Raw genomic sequence first — 19,544 nt, forward strand, 5'->3', positions numbered from 1 at the left:
CAAAAAAAACCCGGCCGAAGCCGGGTTTTTTCATACTGCATGACTCAGGTTCGATTACTGCTGAACCTGCAGCTCCGTGCGACGGTTCTGGGCACGACCGGCATCCGTGGCGTTGTCGCCAATCGGATCGTTCTTGCCGTGACCGATCGGGCCTTCCAGGCGGCTGGCGTCGATACCATGGCTGGTCAGGTAGTTGTACACGATCTGTGCACGACGCTCCGACAGGCTCTGGTTGTACGCATCCGTACCCTTCGAGTCGGTGTAACCGGCCACCGTCACGTGCACCTGCGGGTAACGCTGCAAGGTGTCAACAGCCTGGTCCAGAACCGACAGCGAGTCCTTGGTCGGCTCAGCCAGCGACTTCTCGATGTTCGTCTCGCCCTTCTTCGGACGGTCGAACTTGAAGTTCACGCCGCGCAGGTCGATCACGACCTTCTGCGGGCAGCCATCCGGGCCCACGACCGTGCCTTCCGGCAGGTTCGGGCACTTGTTGTCGCAGAGGTTCACGCCATTGACGACGGTCTTGGAGCAGTCAGGCGCGGCCGGAGGCGGAGCAACCGGAGCCGGAGCAGCAGCCGGGGAACCGAAGCGCGAAACGATGCTCAGACCCAGGAACCAGTCACCGTAGCCGCTCTTGGACGACATGGTCTTGTCGTCCCAGTCGTAACGGTAGCCGGCTTCCACACGAAAATCCGTGCTGTCCGTGACCGTCTTCGACACACCGCCGCCCAGTTCGGCAGCCGGCGACCAACCGCTGGCAAACGTGCTCTGGTGATGGCTACCCATCACGCCAACCAGCGCGTATGGACGCCATGCATTCCAGTCGCCCGCATAGAAACGAGCCGCGACGCCAACATTGGTGCTGGCCCACGAATCCTGGCTATGACCGCTTGTTCCGGGAGTCAGGACAGCGTTGTCGATTTTCCGCTTGGTGCGGTCAACAAACGCATCGATCGACATGTTCGGCGTGAAGAAGCGACCGAAGCCCAGACCGTAATAGAACTGGCGGCTGTTGGTATCACGCTTGTGGTCGTTGTAGTAGCCACCGATGGTCGGTGCGATATACCAGCGGTCGTCGTAGCTCGACGTGGCCGTCTGGGTAGACGCGGAATCGGCGGGTGCCGGAGCCGCGGTGTCCTGCGCATGAACGGCACCCACGCCGCCCAGGGCCAGCGCGATCAGAAAGTACAAGCCCTTACGTTTCATCAGGTGTCTCCTCATTTATTAGATTTTTCGCGTCCGCCCAACCCCAACCGGAAATCGCGCGTCAGAACTGAACTACGTCATTCAGGGCTTTTAAAGCCCCTGCTTGGCGTTCATGCGACAAGCGGCGGGGAGTGTAGCAAAATCGTTAAGCCGTTGGCACCTTAACGCATTTACAACCAAACTTCGGTGAGCCTTCGTTCAGGAAAGTTCATTGTCGATCGGCAATACGCAGTTTTCAACTTTAGCGGAAGCTTATTGGATATGGACTACGGAGTTACGGTTTTCATGGATTTTACGGGAAGAGGCAGCAGAGCCCGTCATTAAAGTGGAGCGCCAGCTGCCTTGCCTGCCTTGTCTTAATCTTGCACTCACACCGTCTTTACAATGTGAAGAGACCCAGGAATTCCTGTACCGGCATGGCATCGAGCCGGCTCGGATCCTGTGTCGCCACCATGATGGCCTTGACCTGATGGGCTGGCAGATGGCCCTGCATGGCCGCTTCGAACTTCTTCAACAACACCGGAATGCCCTCGGCGCGACGCTTGCGGTGGCCGATCGGATAATCGATCGAGACTTTTTCCGTACTTGTGCCGTCCTTGAAATGGACCTGCACCGAATTGCCGATGTAACGTTTGGCCGGGTCGAAATAGTCCTTGGTGAACTGCGGATTCTCGACCACGCTCATCTTGTCGCGCAATGCGTCGATGCGCGGATCGGCGGCGATATCATCGTTATAGTCGCTGGCCACGAGGCGGCCGAAGATCAGCGGCACGGCGACCATGTACTGGATGCAGTGGTCGCGGTCGGCGTAGTTGGCCAGCGGACCGGTCTTGTCGATGATGCGGCAGCCAGCTTCCTGCGTTTCGATGACGATCCTTTCGATCTGATCGAGCTTGCCGGCCACCTGGGCATGCAGCTGCATGGCGCACTCCACGGCGGTCTGTGCATGGAACTCGGCCGGGAAGCTGATCTTGAAGAGGACATTTTCCATCACATAGCTTCCGAACGGACGCTCGAATTCGAACGACTTGCCCTTGAACGCAACGTCGTAGAAACCCCAGGTCTTCGCACTCAGTGCGGACGGATAACCGACCACGCCGCGATAGACCGCATTGATTGCGTGGGTGACTGCGCGACGGCAGGCGTCACCAGCGGCCCAGCTCTTGCGAGGGCCGGTATTCGGCGCATGGCGGTAGGTGCGCAGCGCGCCGTTGTCGATCCAGCTGTGTGACACGGCTGTGGTGATCTGCTCCTTGTTGCCACCAAGCATCGCGGTAGCAACCGCGGTGGACGCCAGACGCACCAGGATCACATGATCCTGGCCAACCCGGTTGAAGCTGTTCAGCAGCGCATAGCAGCCCTGGATCTCGTGTGCCTTGATCGCATAGGTGAGCACGTCACGCACGGTCAACGGCTGGCCGCCCTCGCGCTCGGCCTTGCGGCTGAGGTAGTCAGCCACGGCAAGGATGCTGCCCAGGTTGTCCGATGGGTGGCCCCACTCGGCCGCCAGCCAGGTGTCGTTGAAGTCCAGCCAGCGGATCTGCGTGCCGATCGCAAACGCCGCCTGTACCGGGTCCAGCTCATGACTGGTGCCCGGCACGCGCGCACCGCCCGGCAGGGTCGCCCCCGGGACCAGCGGACCGAGGTGCTTCACGCATTCCGGAAACTTCATCGCCAGCATCGATGTGCCCAGCGAGTCGAGCAGCATGTAGCGCGCGGTGTCGTAGGCCTCCTTCGAGTCGATCTGGTAATCGGCGACGTAGTCGGCGATGTCGACCAGCGGCTGGTCGGGATCGGGGCGAACAGCAGAACGGATGTCGTGCGCACTCATGACAGATCTCGTAGCAGGGAAAACCGCCATTTTAGCTGACCTGCACATCCGGCAGCAGCCCTTTATAGCTTGACCAGGCCGGTGCCGACACCGACAATCCATCACTCATCCCAGAAGGGAGTAGTTCCCGACGCAGGTTCTCCTGCCTCGGTGCGGTGATCGTCAACACGGGCGACGTTTCGCCCCGGTCACCTCGGCAGTCATGCTGCGAACAAGACTTTTGTGGTGGACACGGGCAGCGCGCGCCCGTGTTCACTGCATTGTCTGACGCGCATGGACTCCCGCATGGACATCTTCACCACCGGTTTTCTCTCTGGCCTGCTGGCGATCATCCTGCTCGACCTGGTACTGGCCGGTGACAACGCCATCGTCATCGCCATGGCAGCCAGCCGCCTGCCCGCGACGCTGCAGAAGAAAGCCGTGTTCTGGGGTACGTTTGGTGCCGTCGCCGTCCGCTTTGCGCTGACCGCGGTCGTCGTCTACCTGCTCAAGCTGCCGGGGCTCATGCTGATCGGTGGCCTGCTGCTGTTGCCGATCGCCTTGAAGCTGCTGCGTCATGATGACAGCGCTGATCCCGCAGTCAGCGCCCGCGATACCTTCTGGAGTGCGTTGCGCACGATCATCATCGCCGATGCCTTGATGGGCATGGACAATGTGCTGGCCATCGCCGGCGCATCGAGTGGCCATCTCGGACTGGTCATCCTGGGCCTCCTGATCAGCATCCCTTTGGTGGTCTGGGGCTCCACCCTCATCTTGAAACTGATTGGCCGCTTCCCGATCATCATGTACGTCGGTGCCGGCGCGATTGCTTTCACCGCCGGCCGGATGATCACGCACGATCCATGGCTGGGCAGCTGGCTCGATATGCCAGGATGGGCGAAATACAGCGTAGATGCCGTACTGGTAATCGGTATTTGCGGTGGTGGCTGGTTGATGCAGCAACGCAGGCTACCGAGACCGGCAGGCCGCTGACGCCCTGCTCCAGTCACGCGACTGAATCATTCAGCACGATGACCAGCATCCGTCGGCAAACGGATTCACGCGCGTCGATCGCTACACGAAGACCAACCGCGTCGACCCACCAAGCCTTCACTCAACCTGATGGATCGACCTGTGCGACATGCTCATGTACAAACACGCCCCAAGCCACTAGTACATCGTCGGCAGCCTGACCGCCAGATTGACATCCGGGGTATCGCGGGTCGCGCCAACGCCCAGCGTGACATTCAATGTGCGTTTGTCATTGAGTCGGTACGCGCCACCGATCAGGAACGTTCCAAGCACCGTCTTGGCCGAGCCGGCCACGGTCTGATTGTTCTGCTTGGTGATGCCGACGAAACTCTGGTCATAACCGAAGCTGATCGAAGCCTTGTCATTCAGTGCCAGCCCCACACCGATACTGGCATCGACAATATCGCCGACTGAAACCTTGCCCAGGTATTCCTTGCCGGCCAGCAGCACATTTCGACTGACTCCATAGCGCGGGAAGTTGTGCAGGTAGCTTACGTTGCCGAAAATCACGACCGGATCAGACGGGAGCAACCAGGTAAGGCCGGGCTGCAACGAATAGAACCCGGAACCGGTAGGCTGTTGAAGCGGCAAGCCCGTGCCTGTCGCATTCTGCACACACCGCGTCACGCAATCGGTAACGACTTCGAACGGGTCCGTGCCGGTGCGCGACTTGAAGCGCAGCCAGCCCACGTAGTAGGTGCTGTCGGCACCACCGTCATTGAACTGATAACGCGCCGTCGCCTCGATGTCACCGAGGCCATGGCCGCTGGTCGTGAATACATTGTCCTCGGCGCTGCCGGTGAATATCTCGCGGCTGGTCGTCTCGCTGCCCGCGTAGACATAGGGTACGCGAAGCTCCACTTCCAGCCGGTTCGTCAATCCGTAGCGCATGGTCATCGTGGCGGTCTGCGTGGTCGTTCTGACCTGACGGGCATCGATCAGGCCGATCAGGATCGCCGGGATGACGGTGTAACCGATAAGGTCGACACGGTCGACCGACGAATAGCTGAACTGGTAGGACGGTTCCAGCACAAACTTGCCTTTGGGTGTCAGTACACCAGGCTGGTCGGAGATCGGCGCCACTGCCGGCGGTCGGTCATCCTGCGTCGGGGCCGGGGCCTGGCCCACGGGTTTGACATCCGTCTGTCCGCTGGCGGCAACGCTGTCGGCAGCAGGCATCGGGAGTGCAGATGCTCCGGGACCTGCCGCATTGATGTTGCCGGCACGCTGGCGATCGAGCACGTCCATCCCGACCGCATGGCGCAGCGCCCGATAGTCGGCTTCCTGGGCAACCAATTTGCGCTTCATCGCGTCGAGTTGCGCGGTATAGGCATCGATCTGGCTGCGCATCGCATCCAGCTGCTCGCCCTGCTCGGCCAGTTTCTTGCTGACATCCGCTGGCACCTGGCTCGATCCGGCGGGCGTCGGTGCCTGCTGCGGTACCGCCGTTTCCTGCCCGCTCGCCACACTGCCCAGCAGGACCAGGCCTGTATAGCCAACCGAGCACATGCGTCGCCACGATTTCGGTTCCATCACGTTTCCTCGCGAGCCGGGTGCCGATCAGACGGAATGGCATGACTGCAGCAGGAGCATGGGCTTGCGCTCATACCGCAACATTCAATGCCCCAGTGAATTGATCAATGCCGTCTGCAGGGTGCTCTGCAGGTTGAGACTCTTGAGCATGTTGAGCGTGTTGACCGTGGTATTGAGCGTCGTCAGGGTCTGGATGTTCTGGTTGTTCAAGCTGTTCTGAACCACCGTACCGGCCGTTGTCTGGGCCAGCGCAGCGGGATCGAAGGCATTGCGCGGACCGTTCTGAACCACGCTGATGGTGCTGGTCGCGGCCGCAAGGGCGCCGGCCTGTTCCGCACTCATCTGCCCGATGTCGGGGATGTACAAGCTGGTACTGGTGGCCAGGTTGCCGTTGACGTAGACGGCACGTTCGATGCCGAACGAAACCAGCAGGCCCGAGCCTGCATCAAAGCCGCCACGTACGCTGTCGAGGTGCTTGTTGCTGGCGGCCGTGCCCCAACCGGCTGCTCCCATCGCGCTTCGCTGCGCTGCAATCACACCCGATGGCGCGGAATTTCTGGCATGTGCAGCACCTGTCCATCCGCATGCCATACCCATCAAGGCGCAAAGCCAGATGAAACCGGGCCATGCCATGTTGAAGATCAAGGGTTTCATCACAGTCATCCGCTCACAGGTTGAGGTCGTCCGGGCCATCCTTGGGCAAGGTGAGCGTGCCCAGACCGGAACGGTCGATACCCAGGCCCAGTGGTGCAATCGGTGCGACACGCCAATCGGCCGGGTTGTTGAAAACGGCCAGTGAACGTCGGTTGTGGATCACGAAGACGAGATGGTTTTTCCACAACGCGTCGAACTGCGAAAGCGGCATGGTGCGCGTGCCGCGAGCAGGATCGCCGATCAGAACGCGTCCGTCGCGCAGCCCCTTGATCACCACGAAATGGTGGTAGCCCTTCTCGTCGATCAGCACGATGGCCGGCAGATGCTCCTGCTGAAGCTTCTCCAGCGGCACCTGGAAGCCATCCGCATCGAATCCGCTCGCCTGCAGGTATTCCTTGATATCCAGCAGCGAGAAACCTTCCTTGCTGATCTTCTGCCGATCGCCGTGCGCGTACATCTGCTCGAACGCTGTCTGTTCGTTCACCGGATAACCGTACTGGTAGGTCAGCAACGTGGCCACCGCCGCCGAGCCGCAACTGAAATCGTATTTCTGACGGATCGTGTTCCTGAAACGGGCTTCCTTCAGGCTGGTGATGTGGAAGCCGTAGCTGTTGCCCTGTATGCCGGGTATCGCCACGGTTGCTGCCATCAGTGAGCCGACCGGCAGTAGCGCGGTGGATACAGCCGTCAGGAGCAGCACGCCATATTTCATGGCTGGAACTGCACATTGACGATGGTGGCGTTCTGGATCAGCACGTTGTTGCCGGTGTTCTGGATCACCATCGGCAAGCCCGCAGCACCGCTGAACGAACCGCTGCTGATCGCGTTGGAACCGGTCACTACGTGATCGGCGCTGTTGTTGCTCACGGTGCCGTTGAGCGTCATTTTTTCGGAGATTTCGGTACCGCCGCTGAGCGTCGCCAGCGTCGTGGAATCCACGCTGCGCCCCAGCCCGTCCACATCGCGCGACGCGGCAGCAACCGCTTTCGGATGCTGTCCGGATGCTGGCGAAGCAGGGACTGCTGGTGCAAGAGGCATGGCTGATGCTGCAACGGCCATGTTCCATGTAGCTGCTCCGAGCAGCAGCATGGCAAGCCGGGACATGGGTCTGACAATTCGCATCATGGTTGCATCTCCCATGACAGCGGCACGCAACGGAAACACCTGCACCTGTCGATCAGGTGCCGATGGACAACAAGCGCACGGCCGTCAGAAAACACCATGGAGCGCCCAGCGCTCCATGGTGTGAGGTTCCACTCAGTGACCGACGTTCAGATTGGCCTGAACATTCACGCTTTGCTGGATCAGCGATCCAATGCCGCTGTTCTGCGCCATTACGGTGACACCCGCTGCCGCTGCCGCTGCACCCGACATGTTGTTGGACATGTCGAACGAGCCGGCATCCACCGAGTTCGATCCACCCGCACCACCGGTGCCACCCGCACCGGCAGTAGCCGAGCCACCCGTACCGGATGCACCGCTGCCACCCGCACCACCCATGCCTCCGGTGCTGTCGGCGGCGCCACTGGTTCCACCACTGGACATCGACGAGCCGCTGCTGGCAGTGGCTGCACCACTCGTGCCGGCACCACCGGCCCAGCTACCTGCGCCGCTCGTTGCGGTCCCGGAACCTGCACCGCGTTGATGATTGCGCGCGTTGCCGGTGTTACCACTGCTATCGCCACCAGCTGCTGCGCTCAGAGCGCCGGCATCGCCACTGGAGCTGCCCGATCCGCCTGCATGGCCACTGCGGGCATGGGCGCTTCCACCGTCACCGCCCGAGCCACCGTCACCACCGGCAGCGAAACCGCCGAGGGCGCCACCGCCCGCACCACCCTTGCCACCACTGGCATTACCCGAATTCGTCGCCACGTTGCCGATGTCGTGAACGCGGATGTTGGTCACTGTGCCATCAAGGCTGCTTACCGCGACCGCGTTGCTGGTATTGAAGGAGTCACTGACTGCCGAGGTCGCCGTTGCGCCGTTATTGGCCGCTGATGTGCCCAGCCCATTGGAGTTGACATCGCCACTGTTGCTCCGGTCATTACCGCTGTTCGTCTTGGTGACCGTCTTGCTGTGGGTGCTCGAATTGGTGTGCGTACTCGAATTGGTGTAGGTGAGCGTGTTTCCGTTGTTGAAGTTGTGATCTGCCATGGCCGGGAGAGCGAATCCCAAGCCAAGCAGCACTGCGGTTGCGAGAAGAGTCTTGCGCATGATCGTTCTCCTGGAGCAATACGGGTGGACCCCCTGTTTGTCTTGCGTTTGCAGCTCTCAGGTGAAGCAACATGCACGCCAGCGTGACGGTCTCGCAGACGCCAGAATTCATCCCTTGTAAATCAATGAATTACGCAAACACCACACAGATGCATGCATGTGTGAGCCGAATTGAAAAACAAGGCAATGCTCCAATCCCGTTACAGGTCGAACCCTGCATGCACCTGCGATACCGTTGTGGCACAAGGGAATTTTCCGGTCCGACGGATCACTGTTACACCTGTATCAGAAGTGTTACAGCGACAAGCCTCTTGTCGCCCGAACGCCGGGCATTCCACCGGCTGAGGCAACACATCGGGCCAGACGTCCCTCCCTCAAATGAGAGAGGGAGCCTTGCGGCTCCCTCTCCTACCTGCACGAGATCAGGACTCAGCGCTTGTCGATCGACACATAGGCCTGGTCTTCCGGGCCGGTGTAGTTGGCGCTCGGGCGGATGATCTTGCCGTCCTCGCGCTGCTCGATCACGTGCGCGCTCCAGCCGGAGGTGCGCGCGATCACGAACAGCGGCGTGAACATCGCGGTCGGCACGCCCATCATGTGATAGGCGCTGGCGGAGAACCAGTCGAGGTTCGGGAACATCTTCTTGACCTCGCCCATCACCTTCTCGATCCGCTCGGACACCTCGAACAGGGTCGGGTTGCCGCCATCGGTGCACAGCTTGCGCGAGATCTCCTTGATGATCTCGTTGCGCGGATCGGACACGGTGTACACCGGATGGCCGAAACCGATGATGATTTCCTTGCGTTCGACGCGGGCGCGGATATCAGCCTCCGCATCATTGGCATTGCGATAGCGCGCGATGATTTCCATCGCCACTTCGTTGGCGCCGCCATGCTTCGGGCCGCGCAGCGCGCCGATCGCGCCGGTGATCGCCGAATACATGTCCGAACCGGTGCCGGCAATTACACGCGCAGCAAAGGTCGAGGCGTTGAATTCGTGTTCGGCGTACAGCACCAGCGACTTGTCCAGCGCCTGTGCGTGCAGGTCGCTCGGCTTTTTGCCGTGCAGCAGGTGCAGGAAATGGGCGGCGATCGAGTCGTCGTCGGTCTGCGTCTCGATGCGCTTGCCGTTGTGGCTGAAGTGGTACCAGTACAGCAGCATCGAACCGAAGCTGGCCATCAGGCGGTCGGCGATCTCGCGCGCGCCGGTGACGTTATGGTCGTCCTTCTCCGGCAGCACGGTACCGAGTACAGAACAACCCGTGCGCATCACGTCCATCGGGTGCGTCGCGGCCGGAAGCAGTTCGAGCGCGCTCTTCACCGGTGCCGGCAAGCCGCGCAGGCGCTTCAGGCGCGCACGGTAATTGTTGAGTTCGGTCCAGTTCGGCAGCACGCCGTGCACCAGCAGGTAGGCCACTTCCTCGAAGCAACCCTTGGCAGCTAGGTCGTGGATGTCGTAGCCGCGGTAATGCAGGTCGTTGCCGCTGCGGCCGACCGTGCACAGCGCGGTGTTGCCTGCAGCCACACCGGACAGTGCGACGGACTTCTTGGCCTTGGGAAGGACTTGCTCGTTCATCGGGTGCTTCTCCTCAATAGCTCTGGAATCGGTCGGCGACAAGGCACCGACACGGACCTGCGAATGCCGGTCGGCAACTTTGGGAGGGTCTGAATAACTCGTCATCCCAGCGAAAGCTGGGATCCAGCGCCGTTGCAAGTCACTGAAGACGCTGGGTTCCAGCTTTCGCTGGAATTACGGGCAAAAGCTTATTCAGAACATCCTGAAAGTGTCGACCCATGGAATGGATTTCAGTCTTTCTTGCCGGCGAACAGCGCGTCGAGCTTGTCCTCGTAGGCGTGATAGCCGAGGTAGTCGTACAGCTCCTCGCGCGTCTGCAGGGTGTCGATGATGTTCTTCTGCGTGCCTTCGCGGCGCACGGTTTCGTAGAAATGGAGTGCCGCCTTGTTCATCGCGCGATAGGCACCACAGCAATACAGCGCGATATCCACGCCTGCGTCACGCAATTCGTCGGTGGTGAAGAAGGGTGTGGAGCCGAACTCGGTCAGGTTGGCGAGGATGGGCACCTTCACCGCGGCCTTGAACTTGCGATAGTCCTCCAGCGTCTTCATCGCCTCGGGGAAGATCATGTCGGCACCGGCCTCGACATAGGCGCAGGCGCGTTCGATGGCTGAATCGATGCCCTCGACGGCAGCTGCATCCGTGCGCGCCATCACCACGAAATCCGGATCGGTACGGGCATCCATCGCGGCCTTGATGCGATCGACCATCTCGCCCTTCGGCACCACTTCCTTGCCCGGACGGTGGCCGCAGCGCTTCTGGCCGACCTGATCCTCCATATGCACCGCGGCCACGCCGACGTTGACGAAGGAGCGGATCGTGCGCCCGATGTTGAACGCGCCGCCCCAGCCCGTATCGATATCGACCAGCAACGGCAGTTGCGTGGCATCCACGATGCGCCGCGCGTCGGTGAGCACGTCTTCCATCGTGCTGATGCCGAGATCAGGTACGCCCAGCGAATTGGCGGCCACGCCACCACCGGAAAGGTACAGCGCCTTGTAGCCGACGCGTTTGGCCATGAGACCGGCATAGGCCGTGATCGCACCCATCACCTGCAGCGGCCGCTCTTCAGCCAGTGCAGCGCGGAAACGCGCGCCCGGGGATGCCATCGTCGTCATGGATTGCTCCGCGTCAAAACGTGCATTTTAGCGCACTGCGCCACGCGAATCCCTGCCCTAGCAATTCGCCTTGAACCGATCGCCCACTTCGCGGAACTGCAGTCTGTCTGCACGGCTTGCATACGATAGCTTCAACAAATCGAATCAATCTGAACAATCAATTAGAGTAATCACGTGAGACCCCCTATTCTCACGCTTCACTTTCAACCAACACGGAAAACCAACGATGTCGCTGATCAACACCGAAATCAAACCGTTCAAGGCACAGGCGCTCAAGAACGGTCAGTTCATTGAAGTTTCCGACGCCGAGCTGAAGGGCAAGTGGTCCGTCGTGTTCTTCTACCCGGCCGACTTCACCTTTGTCTGCCCGACCGAGCTCGAGGACCTGGCTGACAACTACGCCGAATTCCAGAAGCTGGGCGTCGAGATCTACTCGGTTTCCACCGACACCCATTTTGCCCACAAGGCCTGGCACGACACCTCGGACGCGGTGAAGAAGATCAACTACACCATGGTTGGCGATCCGACCCACCAGATCTCGAAGAACTTCGAGGTGCTGATCGAGGACGCCGGCATCGCCGATCGCGGTACCTTCGTGATCGATCCGTCGGGCAAGATCCAGATCGTCGAGATCACTGCCGGCGGCATCGGCCGTGACGCCAAGGAACTGCTGCGCAAGGTCAAGGCTGCCCAGTACGTCGCCGCTCATCCGGGCGAAGTCTGCCCGGCCAAGTGGAAGGAAGGCGAGAAGACCCTCGCACCGTCGCTGGACCTGGTCGGCAAGATCTAAGCAACACCGCGCGTCATGCGCCACGGACCCGGAGTTCTTCCGGGTCCGGATTACCGGAACACAGTGCCAATGACGACACCCGGGTCCACCCGGGTGCTCGTCACGTACACCCTGAAGAAACCCATCGACGGAGAGCTCGCCCATGTTGGATGCCAATCTCACGGCCCAGTTGAAGGCCTATCTGGAAAAGGTCACGCAGCCGATCGAGATCGTTGCGTCCCTGGACGACAGTGCCAAGTCCCTTGAGCTGAACCAGCTGCTCGAGGAGATCACCGCGCTGTCTGACCGGATCAGCCTGGTGCGCCGCGACGACAACGAGCGCAAACCCTCGTTCGCGATCAATCGTGTCGGCAGTGATATCGGCGTGCGCTTTGCCGGCATCCCGATGGGCCATGAATTTACCTCGCTCGTGCTCGCCCTGCTGCAGGTCGGCGGACATCCGTCCAAGACTGCTGCGGACGTGATCGAGCAGGTGCGGAACCTCGATGGTGACTATCGTTTCGAAACGTATTTTTCGCTGTCCTGCCAGAACTGCCCCGACGTGGTGCAGGCGCTGAACCTGATGAGCGTGCTGAATCCGAAGATCCAGCATGTCGCCATCGACGGTGCGCTGTACCAGGACGAAGTCGATGCACGCCAGGTGATGTCGGTGCCAACCGTCTACCTCAACGGCGAAGTGTTCGACCAGGGCCGCATGAGCCTGGAACAGATCCTGGCCAAGCTCGATACCGGCGCCGCAAAGCGCGAAGCCGAAAAGCTCAAGACCAAGGATGCATTCGACGTACTCGTTGTCGGCGGCGGTCCGGCCGGTTCGGCAGCAGCGATCTATGCCGCACGCAAGGGCATCCGCACCGGCGTGGCGGCCGAGCGTTTCGGCGGCCAGGTGCTGGACACCATGGCGATCGAGAACTTCGTCTCCGTCTCGTACACCGAAGGTCCGAAGCTGGCCACGGCGCTGGAGCAACACGTCAAGGATTACGACGTCGACGTCATGAACCTGCAGCGTGCGGCAAAGTTGCTGCCGGCAACCGAGACTGGGGGCCTGATCGAAGTGCGCCTGGCCAACGGTGCCACGCTGAAATCGAAGACCGTCATCCTCTCCACCGGCGCCCGCTGGCGGCAGATGAACGTGCCCGGTGAAGACGAGTACCGCAACAAGGGCGTCGCCTACTGCCCGCACTGCGACGGCCCGCTGTTCAAGGGCAAGCGCGTGGCGGTGATCGGTGGTGGCAACTCCGGCGTCGAGGCAGCGATCGACCTGGCCGGCATCACCAGCCATGTCACCCTGGTCGAGTTCGACAACAAGCTGCGCGCGGACGAAGTCCTGCAACGCAAGCTGCGCAGCCTGCCAAACGTCGACATCATCGTCAGCGCGCAGAGCACCGAAGTGCTGGGCGATGGCCAGAAGGTCAGCGGGCTGGTCTACAAGGATCGCGTCAACGACGACATGCACACGATCGAGCTGGAAGGCATCTTCGTGCAGATCGGCCTGCTGCCGAACACCGAGTGGTTGAAAGGTACGCTGGAACTGTCGCCACGCGGCGAGATCGTCATCGACGAACGCGGCCAGACCTCGCTGCCCGGCGTATTCGCTGCCGGCGATGCCACCACCGTGCCCTACAAGCAGATCGTCATCGCCATGGGTGCTGGCTCCACCGCCGCACTCAGCGCGTTCGACCACCTGATTCGCAGCCCGATAGTGGCGAACGTCGAAAAGGAAGCGGTCGCCGCTTGATCGGAACGAAACGGATGGATCGTCAAATCAAGAGGGCGGCACAGTGGCCGCCCTCTTTCATCCGCCATGAGATGGTGACGCTTACTTTTTCGCGAACAGGTGCTCGACGCCGGCGCGCTCTTCGCGCAGTTCCTTGTCGGTGGCGTCCATGCGGGCACGCGAGAAATCGTTGATCGACAGCCCCTGAACGATCTCGTACTTGCCGTTCTTCACCGTCACCGGATAGCCGTAGATCACGCCCGGCGCGATGCCGTACGAACCGTCGGATGGGATGCCCATCGAGACCCAGTCACCTTCGGCCGTGCCCAGCGCCCACGAGCGCATGTGATCGACCGCAGCCGACGCAGCCGACGCAGCCGAAGATGCGCCACGCGCCTTGATGATCGCCGCGCCGCGCTGCTGCACGGTCGGGATGAAGTCGCTCTCGTACCAGGCCTGGTCGACCAGCGACAGCGCGGCCTTGCCGTCCACGGTGGCGTGGTGCAGATCCGGGTACTGGGTGGAGCTGTGGTTGCCCCAGATCGTCATCTTCTTGATGTCGGTGTTGTGCTTGCCGGTTTTCTCGGCGAGCTGGCTCAGCGCGCGGTTGTGGTCCAGACGGACCATCGCGGTGAAGCACTTCGGATCGAGGTCCGGCGCGTTCTGCTGGGCGATCAGCGAGTTGGTGTTGGCCGGGTTGCCGACCACCAGCACGCGCACGTCGCGCTTGGCGTGATCGTTCAGCGCCTTGCCCTGCGGGCCGAAGATGGCGCCGTTGGCTTCCAGCAGATCCTTGCGCTCCATGCCCGGGCCACGCGGACGTGCACCGACCAGCAGCGCGTAGTCGACATCCTTGAACGCGACGTTGAGGTCGTCGGTGGCGACGACGCCGGCCAGGGTCGGGAACGCGCAATCGTTGAGCTCCATCACCACGCCCTGCAGCGCGGGCAGCGCCGGGGTGATCTCCAGCAGATGCAGGATCACCGGCTGATCCGGGCCCAGCATGTCGCCAGCGGCGATGCGGAACAGCAACGCATAGCCGATCTGGCCAGCGGCACCGGTAACGGCAACTCGAACGGGGGCTTTCATCGTGGCAACTCCTTGGGGTGCATAAAACTTGAGGTGCATAAGACAAGGCCCGCACCTTGCGATGCGGGCCGGAACAATCGATCAGCTCAGTTCGGCGAAGAACTCGGCGATGCGCGCGAGACCCGGCGCCAGCTGTGTCGTGGGACAGGTGTAGGAAATGCGCATGGCGCGCGGCTCGCCGAATGCCGAACCCGGCACGCAGGCCACGCCCTTGGCTTCCAGCAGCGCGGCGCAGAACTCCACGTCACTGTTGATCTTGGTGCCGTTGTGGCTCTTGCCGAATGCCACGGAGATATCCGGGAACGCATAGAACGCACCCCGCGGCCGCGGGCAGACCACGCCGGGGATCGCGCCGAGCGCAGCGACGACGATGTCGCGCTTGCCGGCAAACTCCGCGCACTTCGCCTGCGGGATGTCCTGCGGACCGGAGAACGCCGCCACCGCCGCTGCCGTGATCACTTCCGGAATGCTGGTGATGTGGTTGGAATTGAGCGTGGTGACCGCCTTGGCCACCGACTCGGGACCTGCGATCAGACCCACGCGCCAGCCCGGCATGCCGTAGGTCTTGGAGACCGAGTCGACGAAGACCAGCCGCTCGCGCAGTTCGGGTTTGGCGAACACGAAGTTGTGGTAACCGATGCCGTCGAACACCATCGAGTTGTAGATGTCGTCGGTGACGATCCAGGTGTCCGGATGCTTCACCAGCACCTCGGCCAGCGCGGCGATTTCCTCGCGCGTATAGACCATGCCGGTGGGGTTGGAGGGGTTGTTGAACAGGAACACCCTCGGCTTGCGCGCCAGCGCCGCGTCGAGCTGGACGGGCGTGAGCTTGTAGTTCTGCGCCGCACCGCAATGCAGCACGTTGACCTTGGCACCGACGATATCGGCGATGTCGTGATAGGTGGTCCAGTACGGTGCCGCGAAGCAGATCTCGTCACCTTCGTCGAGCAGTGCCTCGGCCAGGTTGTACAGCACCTGCTTGGCACCGATGCCGATCGAGAGGTTCATGCGGCTGTAGCCACTGAAACCAAGCGCCTCGATGTGCTTCAGGAACGCATCCAGCAGCGGCTCGGCGCCGCGGTTGCTGCCGTACTGGCCGGAGTCGTGCGACAGCGCCTCGCGCGCCGCGGCGTACACATGCTCGCCGGGCAGGAAGTTCGGCACACCGATCGAGAAGCTGATGATGTCGCGGCCGGCAGCCTTGAGCTGCTTGGCCTTCTCGGCTATCACCATGATCGCGCTGGGTTTGGCGCGGCCGACACGCTGGGCAAGCTGGGGCATGGGTTCCTCGACGTCAGGGGATGAGGTCAGCAAACCCGTGAATTTTAGCATGCGGCGCTGCGGCATCCAGCAGAATCGCAAAAGCTTGCGCGATCTTTTCCTATGGTGTTATCCAGCCGACTCGTTGCATGATGCGGACGCCGCCGCACCATGTGCACACGGTCGCTGGTGGAATTGGTCGACTCAACAGCAACCCAGGGAGGTAGGTGTCCATGTTTCACCTGATATGGTCCATCATCGTTGGTTTCTTCGTTGGCCTGATCGGCAAGTTCGTCCTCGATCACGTTTTCGGCGCAAACATACACCTCGGCTTCTGGCTGACAGCCATCGTCGGCATCGTGGGTTCAGTGATCGGTGGCCTGATCGGCAAGGCGATCAGTGCACCGGCACCCGACTCCAAGTTCCATACCGCCGGCTTCCTGATGTCGATCGTCGGCGCGATCATCCTGTTGCTGGTTGTGCAGTTCGTCTTCAAGTAATCGCCACCACCGGCCGAAGCATCAGCGTCGGTCCCTGGCAGGCAGCACAAATGAAATCGGCGGGTAAATCCCGCCGATTTCATTTTATGGGGTCACACGGCAATGATCAGGCCGCGCCGCCCATCAGCTTGCCGGCAAGCCCTTCGAGCATGCCGAGATTGAAGCCGCTGCCCTGCCCTGCGGCTGGCACCTGGCCATCAGGCGTCAGATGATCGACCGCGTGCGGCAAGACCTGCGAAAGACCGTTAAGCACCACGCTGGGGTCGACGCCAAGCTTGCTGGCAGCCTCCTGTACCACCGAACCCATGCCTCCGTTCTGGAGCGCCTGGCCGAGCTGATCGCCCGACACCGGCTGGTTTGCGCCCGTACCAACCCACGACTGCACGGCACCGCCCAACCCATGTTGCTGCAGCATGCTGGTCAAACCCTGCACGCCACCGGCCTGCTGCAGCAGCTGGCCCGCCACACCGATCAGCGAACCCGTACCACCAGCCTGCTGTCCCTGCCCTCCAAGCAAACTATCGAGGAATGACATGGTCGTTCTCCTTAATGAGTGAATAGGTGTGTAGCCCGCCGATCATAGGCGCGCAAAACCGCGTTTGTCATGACATTCGCGCACAAAAAGAAACCGCCGGTCACAGCCGGCGGTTTCTTTTTTGAATCCACTAACTAACGAAAACTCAACCGCGCTGGTCGAGAACCGCGTTCCAGTCCTTCACGCGATCGGCCTGTGCGGTCAGCAACGCGTCGACATCGCCTTCCACGGTAACCTTCTCGATCACGTCACCCTGCTGGATTGCATTGACCACGGCCATGTCGGCCGCATCCAGCACTTCGCCGAACACGCTGTGCTTGCCGTCCAGCCACGGCGTGGCGCCATGGGTGATGAAGAACTGGCTGCCATTGGTGCGCGGACCGGCATTCGCCATCGACAGCACACCGGGCTTGTCGTGACGCAGCGAAGCGTTGAACTCATCCTCGAACTTGTAACCCGGGCCGCCACGGCCACTGCCCTCGGGGCAACCGCCCTGGATCATGAAGTCGGCGATCACACGATGGAACGACAGCCCATCGTAATAGCCGCGCCTGGCCAGGTTGACGAAATTGGCGACCGTGACCGGAGCCTTGTCCTCATGCAGACGCAGGTGGATCGGGCCGCGGTTGGTGGTGAAGGTGACATTGATGGTCATCGAGAATCCTTGGGTTCGGAAGCTGCATCGCGCCACGGCTCGGGCGCGAGGGCTGCCAAGAATACTCCAGTGCCGCCGGTGTGGCAGCGCTATGACCGCCTGGAACTAAGGCAGGCCAAGCGTGTTGCGCTCCAGCACCCCTGCACCGCGTGGCTGTGCCGCCGGCGTCGGTACCCCGGCTGGCCATGCCGCCCCTTCGTACAGGTGCGCCCACAGCCGATCCAGCGCCGCATAGCCATACGGCAATAACGGTACATGCTTGTCGCCGAAGCCGGACAACACGAGGAACGCATCGAAGTGCTGCGCGTACGGCACCTTCCAGTAGACCGGCGTGCGTCCCTGGTCGCGCAGCCAGGCCACATAAGGTTCGGAGCTGAAGGCGGTCGGCAACAATCCGTCGCTGGCCCCGTGCACCACCCACAGCGGCAGGTCCTTGCGCGGCAACCGGGCCACGGTGGCGGCAATCGAAGCATGCAGCGCCTGCGATTCGTGATCGTCGCCGGTCCACAGTGCGCGCAGGCACTCGCTGCCGACCAGGGTGGGATCCGTCGAGACACTGGTACCGCCAAACAGGCCGATGCCGTTGCCCGGCGGAATGCCCGAACCATCCGCCCACCACGTCGCCCGCGTGGCCGGGTCGGCCACACCCGGCTGCCCTTTGGCATCGAGCGCGGCGTAATGGAAACCGCACGGCATGTCGGTGGCGCCGCGGCGCAGGTAGGACGAGGCATAGCCAGCGGCAATCACCCGCCACAGATCGAACGCGGTGGTGCTGGCGGCCGTGCTCATCGCCTCGTCCGTCCAGCCGCGGGCATGCAGATACTGCCGTGCCTGCTCCGCCTGTTCGGCCACCGTGTTGCCACTCAGCTTGCCCTGCGCGCGCAGGCTGGCGCAGCGCACCGGCCATGCCGGCAGCGGCACGCCCCGCGGGCCGCGCGCCAATGGCACGCTGGCGAAATGCTCGGCGCTCAACGCACACGGCAGCCAGACCGCCGCCTCGGTGGCGTAGTCGTACATCGCACGACCGTGGCCCAGCACGTGGACGTTCGGTTCCAGCGCCACCACGCCGGCGAAGAAATGTTCCTTGTCGAGACCTGCAGCCTGCAGCACCGCACCGCCACCGTTGGACAGGCCGGTGGCGATGATCTTCGTGTTCTGCGGGGTGAACGGCGCATCGGCGGGAAACGCACGATCGAGCATGGCCAGCCCGAACTGCGCCGCCTGGATCACATGTTGGCCCCAGTCGGCTTCCGGATTGTCGCCGGAGTTCATCTGCTTCACCGCGATGCCCGCCGTCGGCGGCGCCGGCGTGGGCTGGAACTCCAGCTCGGCCTCGCCACGTTTGGCGCGACGGCCATCCAGCCCGACGCCGCTGTTGTCGGCGTAATCGAAGTAGCCGGCACCCGTGCCCTTGTCGGTATAGGCCACCGCGCAACCATGCGGCAGACCCCAGGCACCCGCCAGCGCGATCGCGCCGTAGATGCCGCGCGAACCCGACGAGGCAGTCACTACCAGGCAGCGTTTCTGCCGGTCGAAATGATCGGGTACCTGCAGCAGCACGCGATGCGGTGCGCGTGCACCGGGGATGCGCGCAAACGCCTGGTATTCGCGACCGGGTACATCCGGCACGCCGCCATAGACCGTGCCGTAACCACCCAACGGACCAAGATCGGCAATGCCTTTCCAGCTGGTCTGGATTGCGCGTCGGCGCAGCTCTTCCGCCGTAGGATTCAGTGGATCGGCAAACGGCAGCGGCACGCTGGCCAGACCCGCCAGCCCCAACCCGGCACTCAGCAAATCATCGCCACCGCGATGATCGGTCATCCGCACTTCGCCGTACTCGACATCACGCATCACGG

18 protein-coding genes are annotated in these 19,544 nt (G+C 62.0%); 4 read left to right on the forward strand and 14 right to left on the reverse strand.

The genetic code is table 11. The features are described 5' to 3' along the window. Positions 1-54 precede the first annotated feature (54 nt). Both ACYVKM_RS09705 and ACYVKM_RS09710 read right to left on the reverse strand, forming a co-directional pair. A complete protein-coding gene (locus ACYVKM_RS09705; RefSeq protein WP_460877387.1) occupies positions 55-1,206 on the reverse strand; it encodes an OmpA family protein in 1,152 nt (383 codons plus the stop codon). A gap of 379 nt (positions 1,207-1,585) precedes the next feature. Continuing rightward, complete coding sequence (locus ACYVKM_RS09710; protein WP_460877388.1) at positions 1,586-3,037, reverse strand: bifunctional 2-methylcitrate dehydratase/aconitate hydratase; 1,452 nt, start codon at positions 3,035-3,037, stop codon at positions 1,586-1,588. A gap of 285 nt (positions 3,038-3,322) precedes the next feature. On the opposite strand from ACYVKM_RS09710, the gene ACYVKM_RS09715 reads away from it, so the two are divergent. Continuing rightward, a complete protein-coding gene (locus ACYVKM_RS09715; protein ID WP_460877389.1) occupies positions 3,323-4,009 on the forward strand; it encodes a TerC family protein in 687 nt (228 codons plus the stop codon). A 177-nt stretch (positions 4,010-4,186) separates the two neighbouring features. Here ACYVKM_RS09715 and ACYVKM_RS09720 read toward each other — a convergent pair whose 3' ends face one another. The 7 genes from ACYVKM_RS09720 to prpB all read right to left on the reverse strand — a co-directional run bounded on the left by ACYVKM_RS09720 (position 4,187) and on the right by prpB (position 11,142). Further along, complete coding sequence (locus ACYVKM_RS09720) at positions 4,187-5,581, reverse strand: acetate kinase (RefSeq protein WP_460877390.1); 1,395 nt, start codon at positions 5,579-5,581, stop codon at positions 4,187-4,189. Positions 5,582-5,665: 84 nt separating this feature from the next. After that, positions 5,666-6,094 carry a hypothetical protein gene (locus tag ACYVKM_RS09725; RefSeq protein ID WP_460877391.1) on the reverse strand — a complete coding sequence of 143 codons (429 nt, stop codon included), beginning with the start codon at positions 6,092-6,094 and terminating at the stop codon, positions 5,666-5,668. Between the two features lie 154 nt (positions 6,095-6,248). Continuing rightward, positions 6,249-6,935, reverse strand: coding sequence for a C39 family peptidase (locus ACYVKM_RS09730; protein ID WP_460877392.1), 687 nt, complete (start codon positions 6,933-6,935; stop codon positions 6,249-6,251). 8 nt (positions 6,936-6,943) lie between these two features. Next, positions 6,944-7,273 carry a hypothetical protein gene (locus ACYVKM_RS09735; RefSeq protein WP_460877393.1) on the reverse strand — a complete coding sequence of 110 codons (330 nt, stop codon included), beginning with the start codon at positions 7,271-7,273 and terminating at the stop codon, positions 6,944-6,946. Between the two features lie 219 nt (positions 7,274-7,492). Further along, positions 7,493-8,449, reverse strand: a complete 957-nt coding sequence (locus ACYVKM_RS09740; RefSeq protein WP_460877394.1) for a hypothetical protein — start codon at positions 8,447-8,449, stop codon at positions 7,493-7,495. 429 nt (positions 8,450-8,878) lie between these two features. Next, positions 8,879-10,024 (reverse strand): bifunctional 2-methylcitrate synthase/citrate synthase, encoded by a 1,146-nt coding sequence (gene prpC / locus ACYVKM_RS09745; RefSeq protein WP_460877395.1) that lies wholly within the window; start codon positions 10,022-10,024, stop codon positions 8,879-8,881. 230 nt (positions 10,025-10,254) lie between these two features. Next, entirely contained in the window at positions 10,255-11,142 is an 888-nt protein-coding gene (gene prpB, locus ACYVKM_RS09750) for a methylisocitrate lyase (RefSeq protein ID WP_460877396.1), read from the reverse strand. Positions 11,143-11,368: 226 nt separating this feature from the next. Here prpB and ahpC point away from each other — a divergent pair, with 226 nt between their 5' ends. Both ahpC and ahpF read left to right on the forward strand, forming a co-directional pair. Continuing rightward, positions 11,369-11,932 carry an alkyl hydroperoxide reductase subunit C gene (ahpC, locus tag ACYVKM_RS09755; protein ID WP_460877397.1) on the forward strand — a complete coding sequence of 188 codons (564 nt, stop codon included), beginning with the start codon at positions 11,369-11,371 and terminating at the stop codon, positions 11,930-11,932. Between the two features lie 142 nt (positions 11,933-12,074). Further along, entirely contained in the window at positions 12,075-13,667 is a 1,593-nt protein-coding gene (ahpF, locus tag ACYVKM_RS09760; RefSeq protein WP_460877398.1) for an alkyl hydroperoxide reductase subunit F, read from the forward strand. A gap of 81 nt (positions 13,668-13,748) precedes the next feature. Here ahpF and ACYVKM_RS09765 read toward each other — a convergent pair whose 3' ends face one another. Next, entirely contained in the window at positions 13,749-14,735 is a 987-nt protein-coding gene (locus ACYVKM_RS09765; RefSeq protein WP_460877399.1) for a malate dehydrogenase, read from the reverse strand. Positions 14,736-14,816: 81 nt separating this feature from the next. After that, positions 14,817-16,016, reverse strand: a complete 1,200-nt coding sequence (locus tag ACYVKM_RS09770) for an aminotransferase class I/II-fold pyridoxal phosphate-dependent enzyme (protein ID WP_460877400.1) — start codon at positions 16,014-16,016, stop codon at positions 14,817-14,819. A gap of 212 nt (positions 16,017-16,228) precedes the next feature. Between ACYVKM_RS09770 and ACYVKM_RS09775 the strand changes: the two genes are divergently transcribed. After that, positions 16,229-16,495, forward strand: coding sequence for a GlsB/YeaQ/YmgE family stress response membrane protein (locus ACYVKM_RS09775; protein ID WP_460877401.1), 267 nt, complete (start codon positions 16,229-16,231; stop codon positions 16,493-16,495). Between the two features lie 106 nt (positions 16,496-16,601). Here ACYVKM_RS09775 and ACYVKM_RS09780 read toward each other — a convergent pair whose 3' ends face one another. The 3 genes from ACYVKM_RS09780 to ACYVKM_RS09790 form a co-directional block, all read right to left on the reverse strand. Then, entirely contained in the window at positions 16,602-17,030 is a 429-nt protein-coding gene (locus tag ACYVKM_RS09780) for a YidB family protein (protein ID WP_460877402.1), read from the reverse strand. Between the two features lie 145 nt (positions 17,031-17,175). Next, positions 17,176-17,685, reverse strand: coding sequence for a peptidylprolyl isomerase (locus tag ACYVKM_RS09785; RefSeq protein ID WP_460877403.1), 510 nt, complete (start codon positions 17,683-17,685; stop codon positions 17,176-17,178). Between the two features lie 105 nt (positions 17,686-17,790). After that, on the reverse strand, positions 17,791-19,539 hold the full coding sequence (locus ACYVKM_RS09790; protein WP_460877404.1) for a 3-hydroxybutyrate oligomer hydrolase family protein: 1,749 nt from the start codon (positions 19,537-19,539) through the stop codon (positions 17,791-17,793). Between the last annotated feature and the right edge of the window lie 5 nt (positions 19,540-19,544).

The sequence above is a fragment of the Rhodanobacter koreensis genome (genome assembly GCF_054782855.1).

What these genes read in the sequence shown, in the direction of transcription:
- ACYVKM_RS09705 (WP_460877387.1), bottom strand. Translation starts at nt 1,206, where the DNA reads ATGAAACGTAAGGGCTTGTACTTTCTGATCGCGCTGGCCCTGGGCGGC.
- ACYVKM_RS09710 (WP_460877388.1), bottom strand. Translation starts at nt 3,037, where the DNA reads ATGAGTGCGCACGACATCCGTTCTGCTGTTCGCCCCGATCCCGACCAG.
- ACYVKM_RS09715 (WP_460877389.1), top strand. Translation starts at nt 3,323, where the DNA reads ATGGACATCTTCACCACCGGTTTTCTCTCTGGCCTGCTGGCGATCATC.
- ACYVKM_RS09720 (WP_460877390.1), bottom strand. Translation starts at nt 5,581, where the DNA reads ATGGAACCGAAATCGTGGCGACGCATGTGCTCGGTTGGCTATACAGGC.
- ACYVKM_RS09725 (WP_460877391.1), bottom strand. Translation starts at nt 6,094, where the DNA reads ATGGGAGCAGCCGGTTGGGGCACGGCCGCCAGCAACAAGCACCTCGAC.
- ACYVKM_RS09735 (WP_460877393.1), bottom strand. Translation starts at nt 7,273, where the DNA reads ATGCCTCTTGCACCAGCAGTCCCTGCTTCGCCAGCATCCGGACAGCAT.
- ACYVKM_RS09740 (WP_460877394.1), bottom strand. Translation starts at nt 8,449, where the DNA reads ATGCGCAAGACTCTTCTCGCAACCGCAGTGCTGCTTGGCTTGGGATTC.
- prpC (WP_460877395.1), bottom strand. Translation starts at nt 10,024, where the DNA reads ATGAACGAGCAAGTCCTTCCCAAGGCCAAGAAGTCCGTCGCACTGTCC.
- prpB (WP_460877396.1), bottom strand. Translation starts at nt 11,142, where the DNA reads ATGACGACGATGGCATCCCCGGGCGCGCGTTTCCGCGCTGCACTGGCT.
- ahpC (WP_460877397.1), top strand. Translation starts at nt 11,369, where the DNA reads ATGTCGCTGATCAACACCGAAATCAAACCGTTCAAGGCACAGGCGCTC.
- ahpF (WP_460877398.1), top strand. Translation starts at nt 12,075, where the DNA reads ATGTTGGATGCCAATCTCACGGCCCAGTTGAAGGCCTATCTGGAAAAG.
- ACYVKM_RS09765 (WP_460877399.1), bottom strand. Translation starts at nt 14,735, where the DNA reads ATGAAAGCCCCCGTTCGAGTTGCCGTTACCGGTGCCGCTGGCCAGATC.
- ACYVKM_RS09770 (WP_460877400.1), bottom strand. Translation starts at nt 16,016, where the DNA reads ATGCCCCAGCTTGCCCAGCGTGTCGGCCGCGCCAAACCCAGCGCGATC.
- ACYVKM_RS09775 (WP_460877401.1), top strand. Translation starts at nt 16,229, where the DNA reads ATGTTTCACCTGATATGGTCCATCATCGTTGGTTTCTTCGTTGGCCTG.
- ACYVKM_RS09780 (WP_460877402.1), bottom strand. Translation starts at nt 17,030, where the DNA reads ATGTCATTCCTCGATAGTTTGCTTGGAGGGCAGGGACAGCAGGCTGGT.
- ACYVKM_RS09785 (WP_460877403.1), bottom strand. Translation starts at nt 17,685, where the DNA reads ATGACCATCAATGTCACCTTCACCACCAACCGCGGCCCGATCCACCTG.
- ACYVKM_RS09790 (WP_460877404.1), bottom strand. Translation starts at nt 19,539, where the DNA reads ATGCGTGATGTCGAGTACGGCGAAGTGCGGATGACCGATCATCGCGGT.